This is a genomic window from Lactobacillus sp. CBA3606 (assembly GCF_002970935.1).
Lineage (GTDB): Bacteria > Bacillota > Bacilli > Lactobacillales > Lactobacillaceae > Lactiplantibacillus.
On record NZ_CP027194.1, the window covers coordinates 882,550 to 907,201 of the forward strand.

Annotated in this window: 26 protein-coding genes; all 26 read right to left on the bottom strand. The window is 44.0% G+C overall.

All coding sequences use genetic code 11. From position 1 onward, the window contains the following. Positions 1–37: 37 nt before the first annotated feature. Positions 38–1,150, bottom strand: coding sequence for a D-alanine--D-alanine ligase family protein (locus C5Z26_RS04445; protein WP_105448786.1), 1,113 nt, complete (start codon positions 1,148–1,150; stop codon positions 38–40). Positions 1,151–1,250: 100 nt separating this feature from the next. Beyond that, the gene (locus tag C5Z26_RS04450; RefSeq protein ID WP_105448787.1) at positions 1,251–2,279 is read right to left on the bottom strand and encodes a zinc-binding alcohol dehydrogenase family protein; all 1,029 of its coding nucleotides are present in this window, start codon (positions 2,277–2,279) and stop codon (positions 1,251–1,253) included. Positions 2,280–2,295: 16 nt separating this feature from the next. Next, positions 2,296–3,270 carry a DUF2785 domain-containing protein gene (locus C5Z26_RS04455; RefSeq protein ID WP_105448788.1) on the bottom strand — a complete coding sequence of 325 codons (975 nt, stop codon included), beginning with the start codon at positions 3,268–3,270 and terminating at the stop codon, positions 2,296–2,298. Between the two features lie 144 nt (positions 3,271–3,414). Next, positions 3,415–4,329 carry an L-lactate dehydrogenase gene (locus C5Z26_RS04460; protein WP_105448789.1) on the bottom strand — a complete coding sequence of 305 codons (915 nt, stop codon included), beginning with the start codon at positions 4,327–4,329 and terminating at the stop codon, positions 3,415–3,417. Between the two features lie 150 nt (positions 4,330–4,479). Beyond that, positions 4,480–5,307, bottom strand: a complete 828-nt coding sequence (locus tag C5Z26_RS04465; protein WP_105448790.1) for a MetQ/NlpA family ABC transporter substrate-binding protein — start codon at positions 5,305–5,307, stop codon at positions 4,480–4,482. A gap of 20 nt (positions 5,308–5,327) precedes the next feature. Continuing rightward, on the bottom strand, positions 5,328–6,020 hold the full coding sequence (locus tag C5Z26_RS04470) for a methionine ABC transporter permease (protein ID WP_105448791.1): 693 nt from the start codon (positions 6,018–6,020) through the stop codon (positions 5,328–5,330). Continuing rightward, a complete protein-coding gene (locus C5Z26_RS04475; protein ID WP_105448792.1) occupies positions 6,013–7,044 on the bottom strand; it encodes a methionine ABC transporter ATP-binding protein in 1,032 nt (343 codons plus the stop codon). The genes C5Z26_RS04470 and C5Z26_RS04475 overlap by 8 nt, the downstream gene beginning before the upstream one ends. Before the next feature lie 373 nt (positions 7,045–7,417). Next, the gene (locus C5Z26_RS04480) at positions 7,418–7,714 is read right to left on the bottom strand and encodes a glycine cleavage system H family protein (RefSeq protein ID WP_105448793.1); all 297 of its coding nucleotides are present in this window, start codon (positions 7,712–7,714) and stop codon (positions 7,418–7,420) included. Positions 7,715–7,742: 28 nt separating this feature from the next. Continuing rightward, a complete protein-coding gene (locus C5Z26_RS04485) occupies positions 7,743–8,948 on the bottom strand; it encodes an FtsW/RodA/SpoVE family cell cycle protein (protein ID WP_105448794.1) in 1,206 nt (401 codons plus the stop codon). Positions 8,949–9,037: 89 nt separating this feature from the next. Beyond that, a complete protein-coding gene (locus tag C5Z26_RS04490; protein WP_105448795.1) occupies positions 9,038–9,265 on the bottom strand; it encodes a DUF2969 domain-containing protein in 228 nt (75 codons plus the stop codon). Beyond that, positions 9,266–9,520 carry a membrane protein insertion efficiency factor YidD gene (gene yidD, locus C5Z26_RS04495; protein ID WP_105448796.1) on the bottom strand — a complete coding sequence of 85 codons (255 nt, stop codon included), beginning with the start codon at positions 9,518–9,520 and terminating at the stop codon, positions 9,266–9,268. Positions 9,521–9,526: 6 nt separating this feature from the next. Next, the gene (locus C5Z26_RS04500) at positions 9,527–10,522 is read right to left on the bottom strand and encodes a rod shape-determining protein (RefSeq protein ID WP_105448797.1); all 996 of its coding nucleotides are present in this window, start codon (positions 10,520–10,522) and stop codon (positions 9,527–9,529) included. Positions 10,523–10,592: 70 nt separating this feature from the next. Then, entirely contained in the window at positions 10,593–11,147 is a 555-nt protein-coding gene (locus C5Z26_RS04505) for a GNAT family N-acetyltransferase (protein WP_105448798.1), read from the bottom strand. A gap of 126 nt (positions 11,148–11,273) precedes the next feature. Next, positions 11,274–12,596 carry a UDP-N-acetylglucosamine 1-carboxyvinyltransferase gene (gene murA, locus C5Z26_RS04510; RefSeq protein ID WP_105448799.1) on the bottom strand — a complete coding sequence of 441 codons (1,323 nt, stop codon included), beginning with the start codon at positions 12,594–12,596 and terminating at the stop codon, positions 11,274–11,276. 476 nt (positions 12,597–13,072) lie between these two features. Then, positions 13,073–13,501, bottom strand: a complete 429-nt coding sequence (locus C5Z26_RS04515) for a F0F1 ATP synthase subunit epsilon (protein ID WP_105448800.1) — start codon at positions 13,499–13,501, stop codon at positions 13,073–13,075. A gap of 11 nt (positions 13,502–13,512) precedes the next feature. Further along, positions 13,513–14,916, bottom strand: a complete 1,404-nt coding sequence (gene atpD, locus C5Z26_RS04520; protein WP_105448801.1) for a F0F1 ATP synthase subunit beta — start codon at positions 14,914–14,916, stop codon at positions 13,513–13,515. Between the two features lie 24 nt (positions 14,917–14,940). Next, entirely contained in the window at positions 14,941–15,885 is a 945-nt protein-coding gene (locus C5Z26_RS04525) for a F0F1 ATP synthase subunit gamma (protein ID WP_105448802.1), read from the bottom strand. 30 nt (positions 15,886–15,915) lie between these two features. Then, positions 15,916–17,436 (bottom strand): F0F1 ATP synthase subunit alpha, encoded by a 1,521-nt coding sequence (gene atpA / locus C5Z26_RS04530; protein ID WP_105448803.1) that lies wholly within the window; start codon positions 17,434–17,436, stop codon positions 15,916–15,918. Between the two features lie 29 nt (positions 17,437–17,465). Beyond that, entirely contained in the window at positions 17,466–18,011 is a 546-nt protein-coding gene (gene atpH, locus C5Z26_RS04535) for an ATP synthase F1 subunit delta (RefSeq protein ID WP_105448804.1), read from the bottom strand. Then, positions 18,001–18,516, bottom strand: coding sequence for a F0F1 ATP synthase subunit B (atpF, locus tag C5Z26_RS04540; protein WP_105448805.1), 516 nt, complete (start codon positions 18,514–18,516; stop codon positions 18,001–18,003). Before atpF ends, atpH begins: the two co-directional genes overlap by 11 nt. 54 nt (positions 18,517–18,570) lie before the next feature. After that, positions 18,571–18,783 carry a F0F1 ATP synthase subunit C gene (atpE, locus tag C5Z26_RS04545; RefSeq protein WP_105448806.1) on the bottom strand — a complete coding sequence of 71 codons (213 nt, stop codon included), beginning with the start codon at positions 18,781–18,783 and terminating at the stop codon, positions 18,571–18,573. A gap of 40 nt (positions 18,784–18,823) precedes the next feature. Beyond that, the gene (gene atpB, locus C5Z26_RS04550; protein WP_105448807.1) at positions 18,824–19,537 is read right to left on the bottom strand and encodes a F0F1 ATP synthase subunit A; all 714 of its coding nucleotides are present in this window, start codon (positions 19,535–19,537) and stop codon (positions 18,824–18,826) included. Positions 19,538–19,815: 278 nt separating this feature from the next. Beyond that, positions 19,816–21,096, bottom strand: coding sequence for a uracil-xanthine permease family protein (locus tag C5Z26_RS04555; protein ID WP_105448808.1), 1,281 nt, complete (start codon positions 21,094–21,096; stop codon positions 19,816–19,818). A 526-nt stretch (positions 21,097–21,622) separates the two neighbouring features. Continuing rightward, complete coding sequence (upp, locus tag C5Z26_RS04560; protein ID WP_105448809.1) at positions 21,623–22,252, bottom strand: uracil phosphoribosyltransferase; 630 nt, start codon at positions 22,250–22,252, stop codon at positions 21,623–21,625. Positions 22,253–22,331: 79 nt separating this feature from the next. Next, positions 22,332–23,570, bottom strand: coding sequence for a serine hydroxymethyltransferase (gene glyA / locus C5Z26_RS04565; protein ID WP_105448810.1), 1,239 nt, complete (start codon positions 23,568–23,570; stop codon positions 22,332–22,334). A gap of 55 nt (positions 23,571–23,625) precedes the next feature. Beyond that, positions 23,626–24,645 carry an L-threonylcarbamoyladenylate synthase gene (locus C5Z26_RS04570; protein WP_105448811.1) on the bottom strand — a complete coding sequence of 340 codons (1,020 nt, stop codon included), beginning with the start codon at positions 24,643–24,645 and terminating at the stop codon, positions 23,626–23,628. Positions 24,646–24,652 lie beyond the last annotated feature (7 nt).

Here is a 24,652-nt window from a genome sequence, read left to right on the forward strand (position 1 = left end):
TCGTCTGCAATACTAACATCATTCGATTTTCACTATGTTATTCGGCGTCTAAACTCACAAAATCATAATGAATTTCTGATTGGCGTTTGAATTCATCAAAACCGAGTTGAATCAACCGGTCGATCAAGTCAGCATAGCCAATGCCAGAAACTTCCCACAACTTAGGATACAAGCTAATGTTCGTAAACCCAGGTAAGGTGTTGATTTCGCCCAAATATGGTTCGCCATCTTCAGAAACCAAGAAGTCCACCCGAGCCATCCCCTTTAAGCCTAACGCTTTAAAGGCATCCAAGGACATTTGCTGAATCCGTTTCGTTAACTCAGCGGATAATTCAACCGGTAATTCGAAGGTCACGCCACTAGCGTCCACGAACTTATTATTATAATCATAAAAAGTATCGGACTTTGGCACATCAATCGCGCCTAACTTAGAAGCTTTCGCATCTTCGTTACCTAAGATTGAGCATTCAACTTCGCGGGGATTATCCACAGAAGCTTCCACTAATATCTTGTAATCATACTTAAAAGCATCCGCTAAACCAGCCAAGTAATCTTGTTCATTTTCAGCTTTATGAATGCCGACTGATGACCCTTGGTTGGCCGGTTTAATGAACAAATGCTCACTCACGTTTTCACGCAAATACGCATAGGTCATCTGGTCCCGATTTTCCGGCGTCACCACCACATATTTTGTATTTTGAATATGATGATGCGTCAAAATCTGCTTCGTAATATCCTTATCGAAACTAGCAGCTGAAGCTAACACTCCACTGCCGACATAAGGTTTCTTCAATAACTTAAACAACCCTTGTAACGTCCCATCTTCACCTAAATTCCCATGTACGACGGGGTAAAAAATATCAATGTCCTTAGCCGCCGCTAAGTTCTTGATGGGCGCCAATGGATCACTCATATCGAGTTTTGGCAGTTCGGTCGCCACAACTTGGTCTTCGGGCTCGCCATTAAAGACGCGCCGAGTCGCAGCGTCACTTAAAACAATCCCGTCCTTCGTTAATAAGAACAAGTCGATATCATACTTCGTTTTGTCCATGGCATCGTAAATATTGTGCGCTGAACGCTTTGAAACATCATGTTCCGAAGAGTTCCCGCCAAATAACAAGCCAACATGGATCTTTGTTTGTGTCTCCATTATTAAGTTCATCCTATCAAGATTTATTTCATACTACGGCTTATCTAATTCTACAATATCTCATCAAGATTGAAAACATTTTTGCAATGTTTAATCACAATTAAGCCTCAAAAGCAGTTGTTAGGACTAATTTACCAAGCATCTGTCCCGTTTCAACCAGTTGATGGGCTTGCTTTAAGTTGGCGGCATTCAGCCCGGTTATGACTTGCTGCGTTGTGGCTTGCAAAACACCATCATCGGCCAACTGCGCAATCCGGGCCAACATCATGCCTTGTGTCGCTAATTCTGGCAATTGATACTGCGCCTTAGTGAACATGAACTCCCAAGCAAAGTTAAGCCCTTTATTTTTTAACAGCACCATTGGCAACGGTTGCGTATTCGTCACTACGGCAACAATCGTACTCAGCGGCCGCATTAACGGGGCGACCAGTGGCAAATAACGATCAGTTGAATGTAATAATAGCGCACTATCCACGGTTGTTATCCCGTGAGCTTGCAGCTGTGATGCTAAGTCTTCATGATAATCCAACACGACATCAGCGCCTAGGTTTTTCACCCAAGCCTTAGTTTTAGCTTGCCCAGCCGTCGTAATCACCGTCAACCCAGCCCACTTCGCTAACTGAATGGCGATTGACCCAACGCCACCGGCCCCATTGATGATTAACACCGAATGACCCTGATTGGCCTGCGCTTGCGCTTGCCAACCGAGCTTTTCAAAAAGCGCTTCCCAAGCCGTCAGCCCTGCTAATGGTAATCCCACGGCATCCGTAAGCGACCACTTTTTTGGTGCTAAAGCGACTAACCGTTCATCAACTAATTGATACTGGGCATTACTTCCAGGACGAGTCACGTCGCCCGCATAATAGACCACATCATCGGTCATCACGGTAGTCACCGTTTCACCAACCGCAATCACCTTACCAATCGCATCAAATCCCAAGATACGTGGCACCTCAGTGGCAGGCTGGGCTTGCCGTTGTTTCGTATCAACCGGATTGACCGCAACCGCTTGAATTTCAACTAAGATATCACGACCAGTTGGCGCTGGCACCTCAATCGTGACATCTTTAAAACTAGCTGGATCACTAATGGGTAACCCGACATAACTGCCTACTGCTTTTGCTTGCATCGAACTAGCTTCCTTCCTAACCTAAAAACTCTAATTCATCATCGAGATAATCCACCACTGACGTTGGAAAATCATCATGCAGCGCCATCGCTTCTAATAATCGGTTGCGATTAAAGACTCGTGTCCAAGCAGCCTCTGTCGCTGGTGCGGGTTGCATCACTAATTGTTGATGCCACCGCTTAAATGCCAACAATAAATAATCCGCATACAAGTCATCACGACTGGTAATGGCGGCTAAATAAGTGGCTAAACGCTCTGGCTCGCCAAAAATCAGCGGCGTCGATAACCGCTGGTAACGTTCGATTAAAACGGCCAGCATCATCAGCTTATCCGCCCGCGCCAACTTATGTTCATCGCCCAATTCATCTAATAAGTTACCAATATGGGTATAAGCATGGGCCCAACCCGACCGGCCAATAAAGCCCCGCGTATCACGTTCTAAAACCATATAAACGATAAATTGTTGAACTAACTGTTCTAACCGTGCGGCCGTCATAAAGGCTAAACCGGCGTGGTCCGCATAGACCAAAATCGATAAAATCAATACACTAAAGGACCGCTGATAAACGGCGTCATTTTCAGTTTGATCGATATGGGTAAATAACTGTTGGTCTTGAATAACTAAGTCAAAGATGACACCTAATTGTGTTGCCGTTAATAATTGCTGTTGTAATGATTCATTCAATAAATAATAACAACCACGGTCACGCACCGCCGGATTTAATGACCCTAAATGCGCAATTAATTGTTGGAGCTGTGCATCCGTAATTTCAGTTAACGTCCCGGCTTCTAAGCCATCATGTAGTTGCTTAATTAAAGTTAAGACTTCACCATCATCCGGTATCGTTACCGTAGTGGCTGGTTCGACTGGGACTTGGTTAATCAAATAACCCAGTCGCTGCGGCAACGATTGGTAGAGTTCGCCGGCGCGCAAATGCTGTCGTAATTTCAAAACATCAGCTTTTAAAGTTGCTAATTTTTGTGTGTCCATAAATAACCTCGATTGCTTAGTTTAACCTTTATTTTAGCATGATTACCCCGCAAATCACATTAGTTACACGTTCTAACCCGCATATTAAAAGAGTTACTTTAGCCTCAAATAGCACTAAAATAACTCCGCTTTCGTTCAGAGTGACTATTGTGGTAAAACATCCACATTTGATTTGATGAACTTAGCCGAAGCGGTGAGCGCCGCTTGTTCAGCCGTAGTTAAGTCCAAATGAATCAGCGATTCCACCCCATTTTTACCAATGACTGCTGGCATCCCGACGTAAGTGCCAAATTCAGGATCAAACGCTGATACCGGACAAGCTAACTGTGCATCCGCACTGACCGCTTCCGCTAACCGCACGGCGCAAGTGGCAATGGCGAAGTTGGTATAATGCTTCCCATTCATCACGGCAAAAGCACCTTGACGCGCATCTTCTTCAAGCTGGTTTAAATCCAACCCGTTGAAGTTCTTAATCGGTTGCCCATTAACACTGACCGTTGACCAAGCAACAAACTGGGAATTACCATGCTCGCCATAGACATAGCCAGTGACATTCTTACCATTCGTGCCAACTGCTTGGCCGACATACTTTTGCATCCGTGCCGTATCTAAGAACGTCCCCGTCCCAAAGACCCGGTTCCGATCAAAACCAGTCATCCGTTGCAAATAATCCGTCATGACGTCACAAGGATTCATGATATCAATGAGAATCCCTTTGAAGCCTGAGGCCACAATTTTTGGAGCAATATCTCGCACAATGGCTTGATTAGACTCATATTCGCCAAAGCGCCCCTTAGGACTAGTCATATCGATAGCTTTGATGTTCCCAGAGGCAACGATTAACACTTCAGCATCAAGCAACGCCGCATAATCGTTCAGAATGATCTTCGTCGTTGAGGCTAACCGCGCTGAAGCATCATCTAAATCAAGTTTTTGGGCTTGCGCTAAAGCTTCATTATGATCAATTAAGACCAACTCGTCGACAATCCCTTGTTGAACTAACGTATAAGCCACCGTTGCGCCCACTTGACCCAGACCAATCACACCATATTTACGCATCTTGCTAACTCCATTCTGCAATTTATTTTCTTGATTTTAGACTACCTTGCAAGCCCACCAAAGTCAAGCCAGACAACGTCTAATCCCTAGTCAAGCTCACAAAAAAGCCAGACAATTAAAAAATTGACTGGCTTTAACTTAGTCTAATCTTTAGTTGGTTTTGGTTACAGGTAAGATGGCCCCTTTGTAATGGCTCTTAATCCAGCTTTGCGTACTCTTAGAACGTAACGCCTTCATCAATTTTTTGATAGCTGGCTTCTGCTGATCACCTTTACGAACCGCAACAATGTTAGCGTATGGTGAATCTGACTTTTCAAGGGCAATGGTATCTTTACGTGGATCGAGCCCTGCTTGAACCGCATAGTTCGCATTAATAACGACGGCATCGCCTTCGTTATTCTTGTAAAATTGTGGCATTAGCTTGGCTTCGTATGAATGCTTAAACTTCAAGTTCTTCTTATTCGTCTTGATGTCATCAAAGGTTGCTGACGTAATATCAGTCCCTGGCTTCAACGTAATCAAGCCGGCATCTTTAAAGAGCGTTAAGACCCGGCCATAATCGGCCACATTACTGCTGACCAAGACCGTCGCACCGTTCTTTAAGTCCTTTAGATTTTTGACTTTCTTCGAATAAACCCCGATTGGTTCCAAATGCACGGCCCCTGCTGACACTAACGTCCCGTTATTTTCTTTATTCCAATTATTTAAAAATGGCACATGCTGAAAATAATTAGCATCTAATTCCTTAGCCGCCAATGCCTTATTTGGCAAGACGTAATCTTGGAAGACTTTGATTTTTAAGTTGATGCCTTCTTTTTTCAATTGTGGCTGAATGTGCTTCAAAATCTGTGCATGTGGCACTGATGACGCCCCGACTGTAATCGTCGTGCTCGTTGAAGAAGCTGACTTCCCACAACCGACCAACAAGATAGCCGTTGCAGCCACTGCTAATAACCCTAAAATCCCTTTTTTTCGCATACTAAGTTTCCTCCTAAATTTTAATTCGTGCGCTTGTCAATCTGTTTAACCGCAAAATCCCCGATAAATTGGAAAATAAAAACAATCAATACAATGATGACCGTAGCAACTAACGTGATGGCATTGTTATTGGATTGGAACCCATCTTGATACGCCAGATTACCTAAGCCACCGGCCCCAATGGCCCCCGCCATCGCCGTATAGCCAATCAATGAAATCGTGGTCACGGTAATTCCAGAAACCAGGGCTGGCATACTTTCTGGCAGTAACACTTTCCGAATAATCTGCCACCGTGTCGCACCCATGGACTCAGCCGCTTCAATCACCCCATGATCTAACTCATGAAATGCTAACTCAACCATCCGGGCGTAAAATGGCGCCGCCGAAATAATCAGTGATGGTAACGCTGCCCGTGGGCCAATGATAGTTCCCACTAACTTTTGGGTAATCGGTAACAGCAACACGATTAAGATGATAAATGGAATCGACCGGAAGACGTTCACGAACAAGGCGACAATGCCATTTAATAGCTTAACCAACGGGTTATGACTGTTCGTGGTTTCGAATAATAGCAACCCCAACGCAATGCCTAAAATAGCCACCACAATCATGGATCCAATCGTTAACCACAAGGTTTCCCAAGTCGACGTCAACATGTTGCCCCAATCCACATTTGAAAATTTAAAATATGACGCTAACCCTTGACTATTCACGATTTAAGACCTCCGTTTCAACGCGCATTTTTTGTAGGTAACCGAGCGCCCCGTCGATTTGGTCCGGTTCACCTGTCAGTTGAATATATAACGATCCGATGGCCCCTTCTTGAGTCTGATGAATGGCCCCTTCAATAATATTTAAATCTAATGGATATTGTTTCAACATTTCAGAAACAATCGGTAACTTGGCTTGGTCCCCGTGGAAGGTCAATTGAACAATCGTCCCCTTAGGATACTTCGCCAATAATTGAGCCACGACGGCGGTGGTATCCGTTAATGAAGGCGTCACTTCTTCGTTAACAAAGCGCTTGGTAACCGCCTGTTGTGGCCGTTTAAAGACCTCTAAGACGGGGCCATGTTCGACAATCTTCCCGTTTTCCATCACGGCAACATGGTCCGCAATCTTACGAATAACGTGCATTTCATGCGTAATCAGTACCACGGTCAGATTTAGCTTTTTATTAATGTCTAATAACAAGTCCAACACTTCATCCGTCGTCTGTGGGTCTAGCGCACTGGTCGCTTCATCTGACAATAGAATCTGCGGATCATTCGCTAGCGCACGGGCAATCCCAACCCGTTGCTTCTGACCACCGGAAAGTTCTGACGGGTAAGCTTGTTCCCGGCCAGCTAGGCCAACTAAGTCTGCCAAGTGCGCCGCTTTTTGTTTAGCTTCAGCCTTACTTAACCCGGTTAGTTCTAGCGGAAACATGATATTTTGTAACACGGTCCGCGACCATAACAAGTTAAAGTGTTGGAAAATCATCCCAATTTGATGCCGTTGTTGCCGTAATTTAGCTCCGCTCAGTGCCGAAATCTCAACATCATCAATCGTGACCCGACCACTGGTTGGGGTTTCAAGACCATTTAACATGCGCACCAAGGTACTCTTGCCGGCACCGGAATAGCCCACAATCCCATAAATATGCCCATCTTCAATTTTTAGATTGACGTCTTGCACCGCGTGAACAGCGCCTTGTTTACTGGCAAACGTTTTGGTCACGTCTTTAAATTCAATCAATTTATTTCCTCCTTATGCACAAAAAAACTTCTCATCCCACTGGTAAAAATGATTTCAATCATCATCACCAATAGGACGAGAAGCATAGTCTCGCGGTACCACCCATCTTTGTCACTTGCTCACACAAGTCACCTCAAGAGTTAGTTCTAACTCAGCACAATAATGGGTGCAACCCAAGTCTGGTTAACCGAAGCTCGCCAAACTACATTAATTCAAGACCATCTTCCATTTCACGATTAATCTCTTTTACACCGACCAGAGACTCTCTTGGTAATCGTAGCCACGTACTCATCTTTTCAAAATGACATTTTTTTAATGATTTATTAATGTATCGAGTATACCGAGGGCTTATAAAATTGTCAAGCCCTTGGAATTAGTCCACGTCGATTAACCAAGCTTCGCCATCGACTACACTGTTCAAGACCGAAAAATCAGTCTTTAAAGCCGGATTAACTGCAACTACCGTACCACTAATTGGGCAGTTGAACTCCGAAACCGCTTTGGTCGCTTCAATGCTTAAAAAAGCCATCTTTTGGCTGACTTTGTCACCGATTGCCGGTAATTCAGCGTATTTCACTTCACCCAAGGCTTCGTGGGCCGCTTTAGTTAGCCCAATACGGGTATGACCATCAGTATCTTTTGTCCAAAAATAGGCTGCATCTTCACTCATTTAAACCACCATGCTTTCCTTGATTACGTTACTCAAACCGATTGTTACGACTAAACATATAAGACTTGAAATGGAACCGCATGGACATCATTAGCCCAATACCGGCCATATTGGCAATCAATGCCGAGCCCCCTTGACTAATAAATGGCAAGGGAATCCCCGTCATTGGTAACAGTCCAATACTCATCCCGATGTTTTCAAAGACATGGAACAAGATCATCATAATAACCCCGGTTGAAATATACGCATAAAATTCGTTTTTCGTATCAAAAGTAACCCGGATCATTTGATAAATTAATAAAAAGTATAATAACACCACGACGGTACAACCAATGAAACCAAAGTTTTCACCAATGACGGAAAAAATCATATCAGATTCACGAACCGGTACGGTGACGTGCGACACATTGAATCCGCGCCCGGTAATTTGCCCGGACCCAATTGCCTTCATACTTTGCCAAACTTGATAAGCATTATTCGATGTATCCGTAGCGGGATTTAACCACGTATCAATCCGTGCGAATTGATACGCCTTAAAGCCAACCGCTTCTAGCACTTGTCGACCGCTGGTAGAGATGACTAGATACAAGACCGTCCCAGCAAAGGCCGCAACTAGCGTGAACGCTGGTGCTAATAACCGCCAAGAAATCCCCGAAACGATAATCACACCACCTAAAATGGCAAAGAACACTAACAGTGTCCCAAAGTCATTTTGTAGCTTCAATAGTACGGCAACGGGGACCGTATACGCAATCAGCTTACCGATTAACTGCCAATCGCCAGCCATACTGTGCACGGGATGCTCTGTGTTGTGCATCGTGACGACCCGGCCGAGCATCAGGATAAAGGCCGGTTTCATGACTTCCGATGGCTGAAACGTCAAGCTCCCAACGGCAAACCAACTTTTGGCACCGGTACTATTAAACATTGCTCGACTATAAAGAACTAACACAGCAACTAGTAGAAAGATGCCAAACCAATACGCAATTGGTGCCACCCGCCATAATTGTTCCGAATCAAATTGCATGATAATAACTGCTAAGGCCGTCCCAATGACAAACCACATAATCTGACTAACGACTTGTTTAGTTACACTAACGACACTTGAATCATGGGTAGCTGCGACATAAATCGACGCCAACCCAATCAAGCCCAACATCATTACTGAAAATATGATACCGTAATCAACACGTGAATCATCCGCTTGACCACGAAGTCTAGATTCTTCTGCCACAATAATGCTCCTTAATTTTCTAAGATAACCTTAATTATACAACAACCTGGCCTCAAAGGAACGAGACCAGGCTGAAGGTTAATTAAAAATTAGCCTTTATGCAAATGGTAAGCCGAGAGAATCTCTTGTAGACTCTCGTCAAACGATTTGTTATGGGCAAATGGTTTACTATCACTAGTTAGTTCAGCGTCAAAGCGATCGCCATTTTGCGTCACTTGACCAATCACTTGTTTGCCAATTAAGACTTCCGTAATGACTTGATCATTGACTTTCGTCTCGTTTAACGTCACTGAAATTGCTTTATCTTTTTTTGACACTCATTTTCCCTCCTTTGCAATCGGGTTACGTCGCAATGAAAACGTCGCTGGTACCGGATCAAAACCGCCTTTAATAAATGGCTGACACCGTAAAATCCGGGCCCCACCCATCAGGCTCCCTCGCCAAGCACCGAACTGCTCGATGGCTTCAATCGTATAAGCCGAGCAGGTCGGAATATAACGGCAATGGGCCGGGGTAAACGCCGAAAATGACCGTTGATACCACTGAATACTGCTAATTAAAACCCGTTTCATTTGCGCTTATTTCTTCCCACTTTTTTGCATGTGCTCGAGTAAGACACCAGCGCCTTGGGCCACATTATTCAGTGGATTTTCAGCTACGGTAACTGGTACTTTTAAGTTCTCACTAATTAATTGATCTAGGCCGCTCAATAAAGCGCCCCCACCGGTCAACATAATGCCGCGGTCGATAATATCAGCCGCAATCTCAGGTGGCAACGTCTCCATCACGTGATGGGCCGTCGTCACAATTTGCATTAACGTTTCATGAATGGCAACTTCAACTTCGTTCGAATCGATCTCAATTGAACGTGGCATCCCAGAAACCGTATCCCGGCCACGAACTTGCATATGTTGATCATCATCGCCATCTTGCTTGAAGACTTGGGCAATCTGCATCTTCACTTTTTCGGCACTGCGTTCACCAATCAACAAGTGATGTTGATCCTTCACGTAGTTCACGATATCTTGGTTCATCCGATCGCCAGCCATCCGTAATGAACTGCTAGCGACGATATCGCCTAATGATAAGACCGCAATATCACTTGTCCCACCACCAATATCGATGACCATATTGCCACGTGGTTGGAAAATATCCAAGCCCGCACCAATTGCCGCCACCTTTGGTTCAACTTCAAGGTAAACTTTACTACCACCAGACTTTTCAGCGGCTTGTAAAATCGCCTTGCGTTCGATTTCAGTCGTATTAGTCGGCGTACAAATCATAATACTTGGTCGTGACATGATGCCACGCACATTTAATTTTTTAATGAAATAAGACAACATTTCTTCGGTAACATCAAAGTCTGAAATTACCCCGTCCTTCAATGGTCGAATTGCCCGAATATTACTAGGGGTCTTACCAACCATTTGATAGGCTTCGGACCCGACTGCCAAAACTTGATTCGTATTAGTATCAATCGCCACTACGGAAGGTTCATTGAGCACGATTCCTTTACCAGAGACATAAATCAAAACATTGGCGGTCCCTAAGTCAATCCCAATATCTAAAGCCATTTTTTTGCTCCTCTCAAACATCCAGTTATACAACTTATCATTATAGCATACTCAATTATGCTTGTACGGCCTAGCTATCGCGCCGTTTGGACCATTGGTCGACCGTTAAAGAATAGAACACTTCATCTTCGAATTTACCATTAATATAAATATTTTCAGGTAAAGTTGCGTCTAAATGATAGTGCCGCCGTTCCGCTACGTGCCGACTGGCTTGATTAGCCACCATTGCGCCTAACGACAACTTGTGTAAGTCGAGTTCCGTAAAAGCCAATTCTTCTAACCGTTCAACTGACTTTGTCATGACCCCTTGACCAACAAACGCTTGACCTAACCAATAGCCAATTTCACCATTTTTATTCACATTGCTAATATTATGAATGTCGAGCATACCAGCAACTTCACCATCTACCACAATGGTGGTCATAAAAACAGTCCCTTGGGCTTGTTTAGTCAACATTGTTTCAATAAATTGACGTTCATCAGCAACGGTCATCATCTGGTCCACCCAAGGCAGCCAAGGCTTTAAGTGGGTTCGATTAGCCGCGACTAAATCAAAAAGTGGTTCCGCATCAGCTAACTCAGTGGGTTTTAAAGAGATGTGTTTATCGATAATATTAATGAACATGTGGGTCCTCCTGAATAATTAACTTGATATTTTCACAAAAAAACCTTCAAATACGAGTTTATCGCATTTTGAAGGTTTTGTAAGCCATTTTTTGATTACAATTCAACGAAGCTTGGTGAATTAACCCTAAGCCCGTTCGGCTGTTTCACTCGCAAAATCTGGATTCAAAGCATAAACCGCTTCATCAGGTACATTAATCCGTTCAATTTCAGCGCCTAATTTTGCTAATTTACCGTGGAAATTAAAATAACCCCGATCAAGATACTTTAAATTCGTGACCTCAGTATACCCGCGACTAACCAAGCCCGCAATGACTAGGGCTGCAGCGGCCCGTAAATCAGTCGCCGTCACTTGCGCACCATTAAAATTAGTTGGGCCATACATGATGACCGAACGTCCTTCAATTTTAAAATCTGCGTTCATCCGCCGGAGCTCTTCCAAATGCATGAACCGATTTTCAAAAACAGTTTCTGTTAGCAAGCTAGTTCCTTGAGCACAGAGCTGTAAAATCGTCATTTGTGGTTGCATATCCGTTGGAAAACCAGGATGTGGCATGGTTTTAACTGAAGTTGGCTTGAGCTTCAAGGGGCCAATCACCCGAATGCCGCCCGCTTCTTCAGTGACCGTTACACCCATTTCGCGCATTTTAGAAATCAAGGGCTTGTTATGTTCCGCAATCGCATCTTCGATTAACACATCACCTTGCGTGACCGCCGCTGCAACCATGAAAGTCCCAGCTTCAATGCGATCTTGCACGATGCTATGTTCGCACCCATGCATTGCTGATACGCCTTCAATGCGAATAGTCTCGGTCCCAGCCCCGATAACTTTCGCCCCCATCTGGTTTAAGATGTTGGCTAAGTCAACGATTTCAGGTTCGCGCGCAACATTTTCCATGACGGTCGTCCCTTCAGCTAAGGTCGCTGCCATCATGATATTCTGCGTCGCGCCGACACTTGGAAAGTCTAAATAAATTGTCGCACCTCGCAATTGATCAGCCGTGGCTTCGACATAACCATCATGCCGCTCAATTTTGGCTCCCAAGGCACTTAACCCTTTTAAGTGTAAATCAATTGGGCGCGAGCCAATGGCACAGCCACCAGGCATGGCAACTTTAGCATGCCCTAGCCGCGCCAATAATGGACCCATGACAACAATTGAGGCCCGCATTTTTGAGACATATTGGAAAGGCGCTTCTGCTGATAACGGTTGACTCGCATCGATATCAACCGTTTTATTAATTTCATCAAATTCAACTTTAGTATTTAAAAACCGTAAGACATTGTTCATCGTGAACACGTCGGATAGCACCGGCACATTGGTTAAATGTGTGACACCTGAACTAGCCAATAAACCGGCTGCCAAAATTGGCAAAACGGCATTCTTGGCGCCTTCGATATGGACATTACCCGCCAACCGTTGACCGCCATGAACTACAATTTCCTCCATGGATAACCCTCCATCACAAAACGATATTAGCAAACTAGCGACACAAACTAATGGGATGGCACCAACTCATGACTGGGTACGTTACCCGTATGAGTCAGTCATTCCAGTTGAGCGCCTAGTTTGCAATCGCAACACTACCACGCTCGGATACCATCCGAATGACTAAATAACCTAACAATTGACTTAATCATTGGTCGCATTTTAATTAACGCCTAACGGTTAAGTCCTAATTTCTTTCCTAATCATCATACCATAATTAGCTTTCTAACAAGCAGTATATTTTACAATAATGTTACATTTTTAACAGCTTTGTCATTTAATTATGATTGGTTAATTAATTAGCTATTGTTCACTTAGTTTAACGGTTAACCCGCAACTTTAGCAAGGTAAACGCTTGCTAAATGACGGTCATTGCATTTTTAACGCAAAAAAGGATCTGGGCTAAAAACCCAGATCCTTGATAAATTCAAAACTGATTAACGATGGGCAACATGTAGTCGGTTAACTGCCCGTCGCAAAGCGACTTGGGCCCGCGCCAACTCAGCATCGTCATGCTTTTGTTGGGCATCTTGAATCCGACTTTCTGCTCGTTTCCGAGCATTTTCAGCGCGCGCAACGTCGATATCATTTTGACGTTCAGCACTGTCTGCCACAATTGTAGCCACATTATCACTGAATTCTACGAAACCACCATTAACAGCAATTTCGTCGTCATCCTGATCAGTTTCGAGTTGTTTAATACGCACTTCGTCAATTGCTAACGAGGCCACCATTGGGATGTGATTAGGCAAAATCCCTAATTCCCCATCAATCGTCCGTACAATTAACATCGGTGTTTTACTTTCATAGACCTGACCGTCTGGAGTTACGATGCTAACGGTTAATGAGTTTGCATTGTCAGCCATGATAACCCCTCCTAATCAGTTGCCATTGATTTCGCTTTTTCCACGGCATCTTCAATCTTACCAACTTGACGGAAAGCATCTTCTGGTAGGTCATCATATTTACCGGCAAGGATTTCTTTGAAGCCCTTAACAGTATCTTTGATTGGCACGTATGACCCAGGTTGCCCCGTAAAGTTTTCAGCCACGAAGAAGTTTTGTGACAAGAAGAATTGAATCCGACGAGCCCGTGAGACCGTCGTCTTTTCTTCATCAGATAATTCATCCATCCCTAAGATTGAGATGATATCTTGTAATTCACGATAACGTTGTAAGACCCGTTGAACTTCCGTGGCAACTTCATAATGTTCTTGGCCCACAATTGATGGGTCCAAGGCGATTGATGAAGAAGCTAACGGATCAACAGCGGGATAAATCCCTTGTTCAGTCAAAGAACGTTCCAAGTTAGTCGTTGCGTCCAAATGGGCGAAAGTCGTTGCGGGCGCAGGGTCGGTGTAATCATCGGCTGGCACGTAAACCGCTTGAATCGACGTAACGGAACCTTTTTTGGTTGAAGTAATTCGTTCTTGCAATTGACCCATTTCAGTTGCCAAGGTTGGTTGGTAACCAACGGCTGAAGGAATCCGACCAAGTAAGGCCGAAACTTCAGAACCAGCTTGGGTAAACCGGAAAATGTTATCGATGAATAACAAGACGTCTTGACCAGCCACGTCCCGGAAATATTCCGCGATCGTTAACCCAGTCAAGGCAACCCGCATCCGGGCACCAGGTGGTTCATTCATCTGACCATACACCATGGCAGTATTCTTCAATACGCCAGAAGCCTTCATTTCGAAGTAAAGGTCATTCCCTTCACGAGTCCGTTCACCGACACCGGTAAAGACGGAAATCCCGTTATGTTCTTGGGCAATATTATGAATTAATTCCTGAATTAAAACGGTTTTACCAACTCCGGCACCACCGAACAACCCAATTTTACCACCACGAACATATGGGGCTAATAGGTCAATAACTTTAATCCCAGTTTCCAATACTTCAGTACTGGTTGTTAATTCATCGTATGCAGGTGCGTCCCGGTGAATCGGGTCGCGTTCTGCGTCTGAACCGAATTCTGGACCACCATCAATGGTCTCCCCTAAAACGTTAAACACCCGACCTAACGTCTCTTTACCAACGGGAACTGTGATTGAAGACCCAGTGTCTTCAACAACCATCCCACGGCGCAAACCGTCCGTACCATCCATCGCGACAGTACGAACGACCCCATCACCTAATTCTAGCGAAACTTCAACCGTTAAGGTATCGTCGCCATCTTTATGAATGATTAAGGCGTTATTAATATCAGGTAACTTGTCGTTTAGAGAGAATTCAACGTCGACAACGGGTCCAATAACTTGTACAACTTTACCTGTACTCATTAGTCGTTAATTCCTCCCAATTCGTTATTCTTGCGCAACCAAGCCACCAGTGATTTCAGTAATTTCAGTGGTAATAGCAGCTTGACGAGCGCGATTATATTTTAGATTTAGCTTATCGATTAAATCGCCAGCATTATCTGATGCAGCCTTCATCGCCGTTGACGATGAAGCATGTTCCGCAGTCTTGGCATCCAAGATTGCACCATAAACCAAGCTTTCAGCGTATTGTGGCAAAACTGCCGACAAAATCGCTTCTTCTGACGGTTCCATTTCATACTCAGGACCGACATCAACCCGGCTGTCTTTGGCTTTACGATTATCTTGTTCACTCTGAGCAAAGGTTTCTTCGGAAATCGGTAGCATTTTAACTGACCGAAATCCGGATGATAACCGGTTGATAAAGTGATTATAGAAAACGTAAAGTTCATCAAAGACTTCATTATGGTACATCGAAGTGACTGTTTTAACGATTTCACGGACTTCTGTAAAAGTTGGCACGTCGGAAACCCCGCGGTATTCATACGCGACGTTTAAGCCGTTCTTCTTGTAAAAGTCCGCACCAGTGCCACCAACCGCTAAAACAACGGCATTATCAGCATCTAAATTATGAGTCCGCATAAAGTCGTTTGTCTGTTTCAAGACATTACTATTATAGCTTCCCACAAGCCCTCGATCAGAGGTGATGATTAATAAGCCAGTGCGTTTAACGGGGCGTTGGGCCAATAATTCACTCACCGAAATGGTATTGGAATTACTGTTTGGCACACCAGCGCTCGCTGACATCAGATGAGCTTTGGCAAGATGTGAAACGATGCTTTCAACCTTGGAGGCATACACTTGATACGTACTCGTATGCTTTTGAATCTGGTTCAACTTAGACGTTGAAACCATTTGCATTGCGGACGTAATCTGATGGGTCTTCTTGGTTGAGTCAATCCGGCGCTTGACATCCATTAATGATTCTGCCATGCACTACTCACCATCCTTTTCAGCCATTAACTACTTAGCAGCGGCAGCGGTTGGCTGGAACTGCTGTGCAAATTCATCCAATGCGCCATTGATTTGGTCAGCATCTGGTAATTTTTTCGTTGAAACAATCGTATCAAATAAGTCTTGATGACTGGTCCGAACAAAGTCGAATAATTCACTTTGATAACGGGCAATATCTTCAATTGCGACTTTATCCAAATAACCATTGGCTAAGGCGTACAAAATCATGACCTGTTCTTCAACCTTTAATGGTGAATGAACGGGTTGCTTTAAGACTTCGACGATCCGTTGCCCACGGTTTAACTTCGCTTGCGTTGCCGCATCCAAGTCAGAACCGAATTGTGAGAATGATTCCAATTCACGGAAAGAAGCCAAATCCAAACGTAATGTCCCAGCAACAGACTTCATCGCTTTGATTTGTGCATCCCCACCGACCCGAGAAACAGAAGCCCCGGCATCAATGGCTGGTCGAACCCCAGAATAGAATGAATCGCTATCCAAGAAGATTTGACCATCGGTAATTGAAATAACGTTCGTTGGAATATAAGCTGAGATATCCCCAGCTTGGGTTTCAATGATTGGTAAGGCCGTCATCGACCCGCCACCTAACTCGTCATTCAACTTAGCTGCCCGTTCGAGTAACCGTGAATGCAAGTAGAAAACATCACCAGGATAAGCTTCACGACCTGGAGGACGACGAAGAATCAATGAAAGTTCACGATAAGCGGTTGCTTGTTTTGATAAATCATCATAGATAATCAAAACATGCTTGCCATTAAACATGAACTCTTCACCCATTGCAGCACCCGCATATGGTGCCAAGTAAAGTAATGGTGCTGGTTCCGCAGGACCGGCAGTGACGACGATGGTATAATCCATGGCGCCATACTTCTTAAGGGTTTCAACTTGAGCCCGTACCGTTGAGTCTTTTTGACCAATTGCAACGTAGACACAAATCATGTCTTGGTCTTTTTGGTTCAAAATAGCATCAATAGCGACAGAAGTTTTCCCAGTCTTACGGTCACCGATAATCAATTCACGTTGACCACGACCAATTGGTACTAAGGCATCAATGGCCTTAATCCCAGTTTGGAGGGGTTCATTAACTGATTGTCGTTGCATAATCCCAGGCGCTTTATGTTCAATTGGCCGCGTATTCGTGGTCTTGATTTCGCCTAAACCATCAATTGGTTGACCTAAAGGATTAACAACCCGGCCAATCATGGCGTCCCCAACTGGAACTTCCATGATGCGACCGGTCCGCTTAACAGTATCGCCTTCACGAATACCATCAAAGTCCCCTAAAATAACGATACCAACATCGTTACTTTCAAGGTTTTGTACCATACCATAAACCCCGTTATTGAATTCGAGTAATTCACCTTGTAAGGCGTTATCGAGTCCATGTGCCCGGGCGATCCCATCACCAACATAGGTAACAGTACCAGTTTCAGCAACTGAGAGCTCAGTTTGATAACTTTCTAATTGTTGTTTGATTAGAGCACTGATTTCTTCAGATTTAATGCTCATAAAAGTTTCACCTCTTCGTAAAAGACTTTCTAATTGTTGATGAGTGCGCGTCGTAAGTTGGTTAACTGTAACGCGACGCTGCCATCAAACGTTTGATTGTTCGACTTGACGATTACGCCACCAATAATGGCAGGGTCGACTTTTTGTGACAAGGTCACTTTTTCGGCACCTACCCGTTTGGAAAACGCTGTTGCAATGGCGTCTGCTTGCTCATCTGACAACTCGACCGCCGACGTTACTTCGGCATGCACGATCTTATGACTTTCATCATAACGTTGTTCAAACGCGTCGATAATGGCTACCAAATTCGCCATGCGGCCGTAATCATACAACATTTGAATAAAGTTTTTAATGTATTCTGAAGCCTGGTCAGTCAAAGTTGACAACGTTGTCTGTTTTTGATCAACCGAAAGCAATGATCCTGTTAGGACCTCTGCCAATTGCGGGTTCTCGTTAAAGACTTGCCGTAATTGTTTTAATTCAGCCAGGAATGCTTCGGTCTGATCTTTTTCAACTGCAAGCTCAAAGAGTGCCTTTGAGTATCGGTTTGCAATTGTAAGATTATCAAGACTCATGCTTTCCCAACCCTTCAATATACGAATTAATTAATGCCTGTTGGCCTTTAGGGTCTAATTGCTTCTTAATAATTTTCGAAGCAATCTGAACAGAAATGTCAGCCACGTCAGCTTGGACGTTCTTTAAGGCATCTTGACGCTCCTGTTCAATATCTTTGCGCGCATTTTGTTTATACTGCGTCGCTTCGTTTTGAGCGTCAGTAACGATTGAAGCCCGTTGCTTTTCACCACTTTGCTTGGCATCTGAGACAATGTCGCTCGCCTCGCTCCGTGAATGTGATAAAGCCTCGCGCCGTTGATCAGCTAAATCAGTAGCAGTTTGCCGTGATTTTTGTGCTGCATCAATATCGTTAGCAATTTTGTCAGCTCGGTCAGCCATCATTTTCGTGATAGGATTCCAAGCAACTTTAGCAATAATTGCCATTAACACCAAAAAACTAATCGCAATAAACAACATGTCGCCTAGGTATAAACCGGATGCACCGATAATTAAATGCGAGAGCATCTAATGACACCTCCTTCTTTCATTTTTATAAAATGAACTCGTTTAACCAATGGCCTACTTGTTCATAACCATTAAGGCAACAACGAAGGAAATGATAGGCATCGCTTCAATTAAACCAACACCAATGAACATGTTAGTCCGTAATTGACCAGATAATTCTGGTTGACGGGCCATACCTTCAAGCATTTTAGAAATAACCAAACCGTTACCAATACCAGCACCAATCGCGGCACCAAACATAGCAATACCTGCTGCAAGAGCTCCCATAATCTGTGTATCCTCCTTAAATTTAAAAAGCTGAAAATTTCTATTCCTCAGGTGAAACCTGTTGAGAAATATAAACTGAAGTCAAGGTGACAAACACGAATGCTTGCACACTACCGATAAAGACTGAAAATCCTTGCCAAGCTAACTCAACGGGGAATGAATAAATGTAACTGAACCAGTTATTACTGCTGGTTAACCCACTGATCAGGGTCAGTAACATTTCACCGGCGAAGATATTCCCGAACAACCGCAATCCCAACGTTAGGAAATTTGTAAATTGCTCGAAAATGTTAAGCGGTAGGAATAAAGTGAATGGTGCTAAATAGCCCTTAAAATAAGTCTTGGCACCATTTTTCGCAATTCCGGCATAATGTGCTAAAGCAATCGTCATTAACGATAACGTTAATGTCACAATCGGATCAGCGGTTGGACTCTTAACGTACGTATACTGACCAACTTGGACATGAATCAATAGCCCGATTTGGTTAGCAACGAAAATGAAGAGGAATAACGTAAACGCATATAAACCAAATCTTGATGCGTCATTCCCCTTAATTGAACCTTTGACAATGCCATTCGTGAACTCGATGAGCCACTCCAGCACATTTTGTCCACCCTTGGGTTTCAACGCGATATGTCGCGATAATAAAAAGACAAACAGAAATACAATCACACAAGTGAGCAAAACTGAAATGTCATTCGCAATATTGAACGTTAGACCCAGGAATTTGACCGTAGGAACTGGATCACCCACTGAATATCACCTCTTTCCTTAATTTCGATGTTTCACGATAACCATAACGTGTACTGCACATAACGTCAATTGTATCGAAACATGAAATAGTAAATTAGATTCTCACCTAATTAAAATACAATGGTAATAATACCACCACCGCATCAAAATTTCAAAATAAATTCAACTTTTATTCACTTCACAAAAATCCCACAACATCAAGCTTTCATGTCGCTTTCATGCCGTGGGATTTTTAATATTTAGCCTTGGTTCATTTTGAATGACTGATGTGTTTGCGCTTACTTCTCATTGCCTGCTTGCTTTGGCAAGACTAGGTTCATTACGATTCCTAACACGGTTGCCACTGCTAAACCACTAAATTGAAATTGGCCAATTTGTAAATAAGCATTCCCAATCCCGATAACTAAAACGGCTGAAGCAATCATTAAATTACGTTTTTGATTAAAATCAATGTGATTATCAATCAGAATTCGCATCCCACTTGACGCAATTACCCCAAATAGTAAGAAGCTGACGCCACCAATGACGGGTGACGGAATACTTTGAATTAAGGCTGATAATTTACCAACAAAGCTAAAGACAATCGCAAAGAACGCCGCTCCGGCTAGCACATAGATACTGTGTACCCGGGTGATTGCCAATACCCCAATATTTTCACCATAAGACGTCACTGGCGGGCCACCGACCAACCCAGCAATGATTGAAGCCGTCCCATCACCGGCTAAAGTATGATTTAACCCCGGATCCTTAAAAAAGTTGCGTTTGGTCAGTTTGTTTAAAACCATGATATGGCCCATATGTTCCGACATGGTAACAAAGGCAATCGGTGCCATACTAAAAATCGCACCCCAATAAATTCCTGGATGATAGCTGATAAATGGCATCTGAAAATTAGGTAACGCAAACCACTTTGCAGCCATAACGGGGGCAAAGTTGACAATCCCAAACAGCACCGCAATCAAATACCCGGAGACAATGCCTAATAAGATTGGCACCAAGCCCATAAATCCCCGCAAGTACATATTAAAGATAACCGTTAAAATCATCGTTAACATCGCAACTGCAAAGAACCTTAAATCATAGTTACTACCATTAATAGTCGCATCCTTAGCTGCAGTTCCCGCTAACGACAAACCGATAACCATGACAATCGGTCCAACAACAATTGGTGGTAAGGCCTTATCAATCCAATCAGAGCCAATTAAGGTAACCAACAAACTAACAATTAAGTAAACGACCCCAACTGCAATCGTCCCTTGCGCAATTGCGGGATAACCGGCAGTTTTCATCAATGATTGCATCACCACAATGAATGAAAAACTCGATCCCATATAAGCTGGAATTTTATGTCGCGTAATCAAAATGTACATCAAGGTTCCGACCCCGGAACTAAATAAAGCAATCCCAGGATTCAGACCGACTAAAATTGGCACTAATACAGTTGAACCAAACATTGAGAATAAATGCTGAATCGAAAGTCCCAGCCAACTGCCAAACTTAGGCCGATCATGAATATCTAAGACAACATCATCATTATGAAATGCTTTTTGCTTCGCCATCGCGCACCCCTCTAAGAATTTTTACAAAAGAAAAGACAGGCCCCCACTCAAAGTGGCTGGTCTGCCTGAATAGTATCCACTCTTAGCGAGTAAATTTCCGGTCAAATCCTTTTCAGCCTCTCTGAGCTAATTTAAAGGAACTGTTTAATTTTGATTAGTATAGGCTTTTGGGGACTGGTTGTCAATTTTATCGTGTGAACCCAACCGGGGTGAGGGTGAGCATTAGTCGCCCCGGCCGATGACTCGCTGGGCTTGCGAGTGATTGGCCGGGGTTGCTAAGCGGAACCCTCAGGTTTGGTGAACACGTTTCGGCAAATTTAATCCAACCGCACTTAACCTTGCCAGCCGAAACGTGTTCGGAACCCCAGCTTTTTCCGCTTGCTACACCCTAGCGCCATTCGGCAGGACACCGAATAACGCTAGGGCTAGGCAATGCTCAAAAGCTACCGGGGGTCCTTCTCACTCTACCAAAAAGACCCCCCAGCCATTATAGCCAGCGGGATCTTCTCAATCAATTTAATTAACTTTACTTCGTACCAAATAACCGATCGCCAGCATCGCCCAATCCAGGGACAATGTAACCATCTTCGTTCAAATGATCGTCTAAAGCTGCCGTATAAATATCAATATCTGGGTGAGCTTCCTGAAGGGCTTTAACCCCTTCTGGTGCTGCAACTAAACACATAAACTTAATGTTGCTAGCGCCACGCTTCTTCAACATGTCCATTGCCATGATGGCAGAACCACCAGTAGCTAACATTGGGTCAACGACAAATAATTGACGTTGCGAAATATCAGTTGGCAATTTAACAAAGTATTCCACTGGTTTAAGTGTCTTTTCGTCGCGATACATGCCGACGTGCCCAACCTTGGCCGCTGGAATCATGTTTAAGACCCCATCAACCATGCCTAACCCGGCCCGTAAGATTGGTACAATCGCAACTTTCTTACCAGCCAAAGTTTTTTGCGTTGTCTTGACAATTGGGGTTTCAATTTCAATGTCTTTCAATGGCATATCACGTGAAACTTCATAAGCCATCAATGTCGATATTTCATTGACCATTTCCCGAAATACTTTAGTCCCGCATTCTTTTTCCCGAATAATCGTTAACTTATGTTGAATGAGCGGATGATTCAAAACCTCAAACTTACCCATGTGACGTTACACGCTCCTTAGTGATTTCTTTCTATTGTAGCTAACTTGACGGAAAAAAACCAGACCTGAACGGAATTACTTAGTCAACATCAATTGGATGCTTAGCAGTTAAGGCTAAGGCTTGTTGTTTAACCGCCGCTAAATTAGCCTCATCTTTAGGTGCTTGTAACACTTGCAGAATCAATTGGGCCACTTGTGCAGCTTCGTCTTCATTGAAGCCCCGCGTCGTAATTGCCGGTGTCCCCAACCGAATACCAGAAGTTTTAAAAGCGCCTAAAGTTTCATTCGGAATAGCTTCCTTATTAACCGTAATATAAACGGTATCCAATAAGTCTTGAACTTGGCGCCCATTTAAACCAGATTTCGTAATATCTAACGTCATCAAATGATTATCGGTCCCACCAGAAATAACCCGCACTAAATCGGATTGATTGAAGACAGCTGCCATTGCTTGCGCATTCTTAATAATCTGCTGCGCATAGGTCTTAAATTCTGGTTGTAAATCTTCACCAAAAGCTACGGCTTTACCTGCAATCACATGGTCCAATGGGCCACCTTGATTACCAGGGAAAACAGCTGAATTTATTTTTTTGCCATATTCAGCCTTAGCTAAAATCATCCCACCACGCGGGCCACGTAAAGTTTTATGGGTCGTCGTTGTCACAACATCCGCATATGGAAATGGACTTGGATGTAACCCAGCTGCTACTAAGCCAGCAATATGGGCCATATCAACCATTAACAACGCCCCAACGGCATCCGCAATTTCACGGAACTTAGCAAAATCAATCAACCGACTATAGGCTGATGCCCCAGCAACGATTAATTTTGGTTGGAATTCCTTGGCTTGAGCCAAAATTGCGTCATAATTTAATTCCTCAGTTTCAGGATCTAAGCCATAGCCTTGGAAATCATAGAGTTTACCAGAGAAGTTAACACTCGAGCCATGGGTCAAATGACCACCGGCATCTAGCGACATCCCCATAACGCGATCACCGGGTTGAATTAGCGCCATGTAAGCCGCCGCATTCGCTTGCGAACCGGAGTGTGGTTGGACATTAGCATAATCGGCCCCAAATAACTGCTTGGCCCGTTCAATGGCTAAAGTTTCAACTTGGTCAATAAATTCATTGCCCCCATAAAACCGATGACCAGGATAACCTTCTGAATACTTATTCGTCAAAACACTGCCTTGAGCAGCCCGCACACCTTTGGAGACGATGTTTTCTGAAGCAATCAACTCAATGTTATGTTGCTGCCGTGCTTGTTCCTGCTTAATTGCCGTCCAAACTGCTGGATCTTGTTCTTGGTAATTCATGACTATTTCCTCCGTTTCGCAAGTGACAATCTTCGTGTTTTACTAACTGAAGTTATTATACACTAAAATGGGTCTGGCCGGCAGATTTATTTAGCCGATTCATATACGCCGCACCTAATCCCTTATTTTCAAAGGCTTGACACAAGATAATCTTAATATCAGTTTCAGTATCGAAGTGTCGTAAGCCTGCAAACAGTTCACGACTTGCCGATTGAATATCAGTTCCTAACGAAAATTGTTCGCAATTTGCTGGAATCTGATTGTTAGTTAAGATAACGTCCGTCGCCATTACCCCAACCGCTGCTGCTTGCTGACGCGCCCAAGTTAAGGCTTGTGGCCAGTCAGTGGGCTGATCCACAATATAGACTTGCGCATCCGGCGCATAATGTTTATATTTCATTCCGGGTGCTTTGGGCACTTCCGTCACGCCAACATGCTGTTGTTCCGTTAAAACAGTCTCATCAATGACGGCTTCAATTTCAGCTGCGGTAACCGCCCCAGGCCGTAAAATAGCCGGTTGCGTGCCGGATAAATCCAATACCGTGGATTCAACGCCAACTTTAGTCGCACCATCATCCAAGATACCGGCGATTTTACCAGCTAAATCATGATACACATGTTGGGCAGTCGTGGGACTCGGCTTACCAGAAGTATTTGCCGATGGCCCGACAATGGGCGTCTGTGCCGTGCGAATTAAGGCTAGGGTTGCCGCATTATTCGGATTTCTAAAAGCAGCTGTCATTAAGCCCCCAGTAACTTCGGGTGCTAAAGCAGCCGGCTTCAACTTAAAAATCATCGTCAACGGTCCCGGCCAGAAGGCTTTAATCAACTTTTTCGCCGCTACCGATAGCGGTTGGGTAAATCGTTCCACTGTCGCCACATCCGCCACATGGACAATCAACGGATTATCACTCGGTCGGCCTTTGGCTTGATACACTTGCTTAACTGCTGTGACATTAGTTGCATCTGCACCTAAGCCATACACAGTTTCTGTTGGAAAAGCCACCAATTGTCCCGCCTGAATTAGCTGGGCTGCTTGAGCCACGTCGGTAGGCCTAAAAATTTTTGTTTCCATAATATAT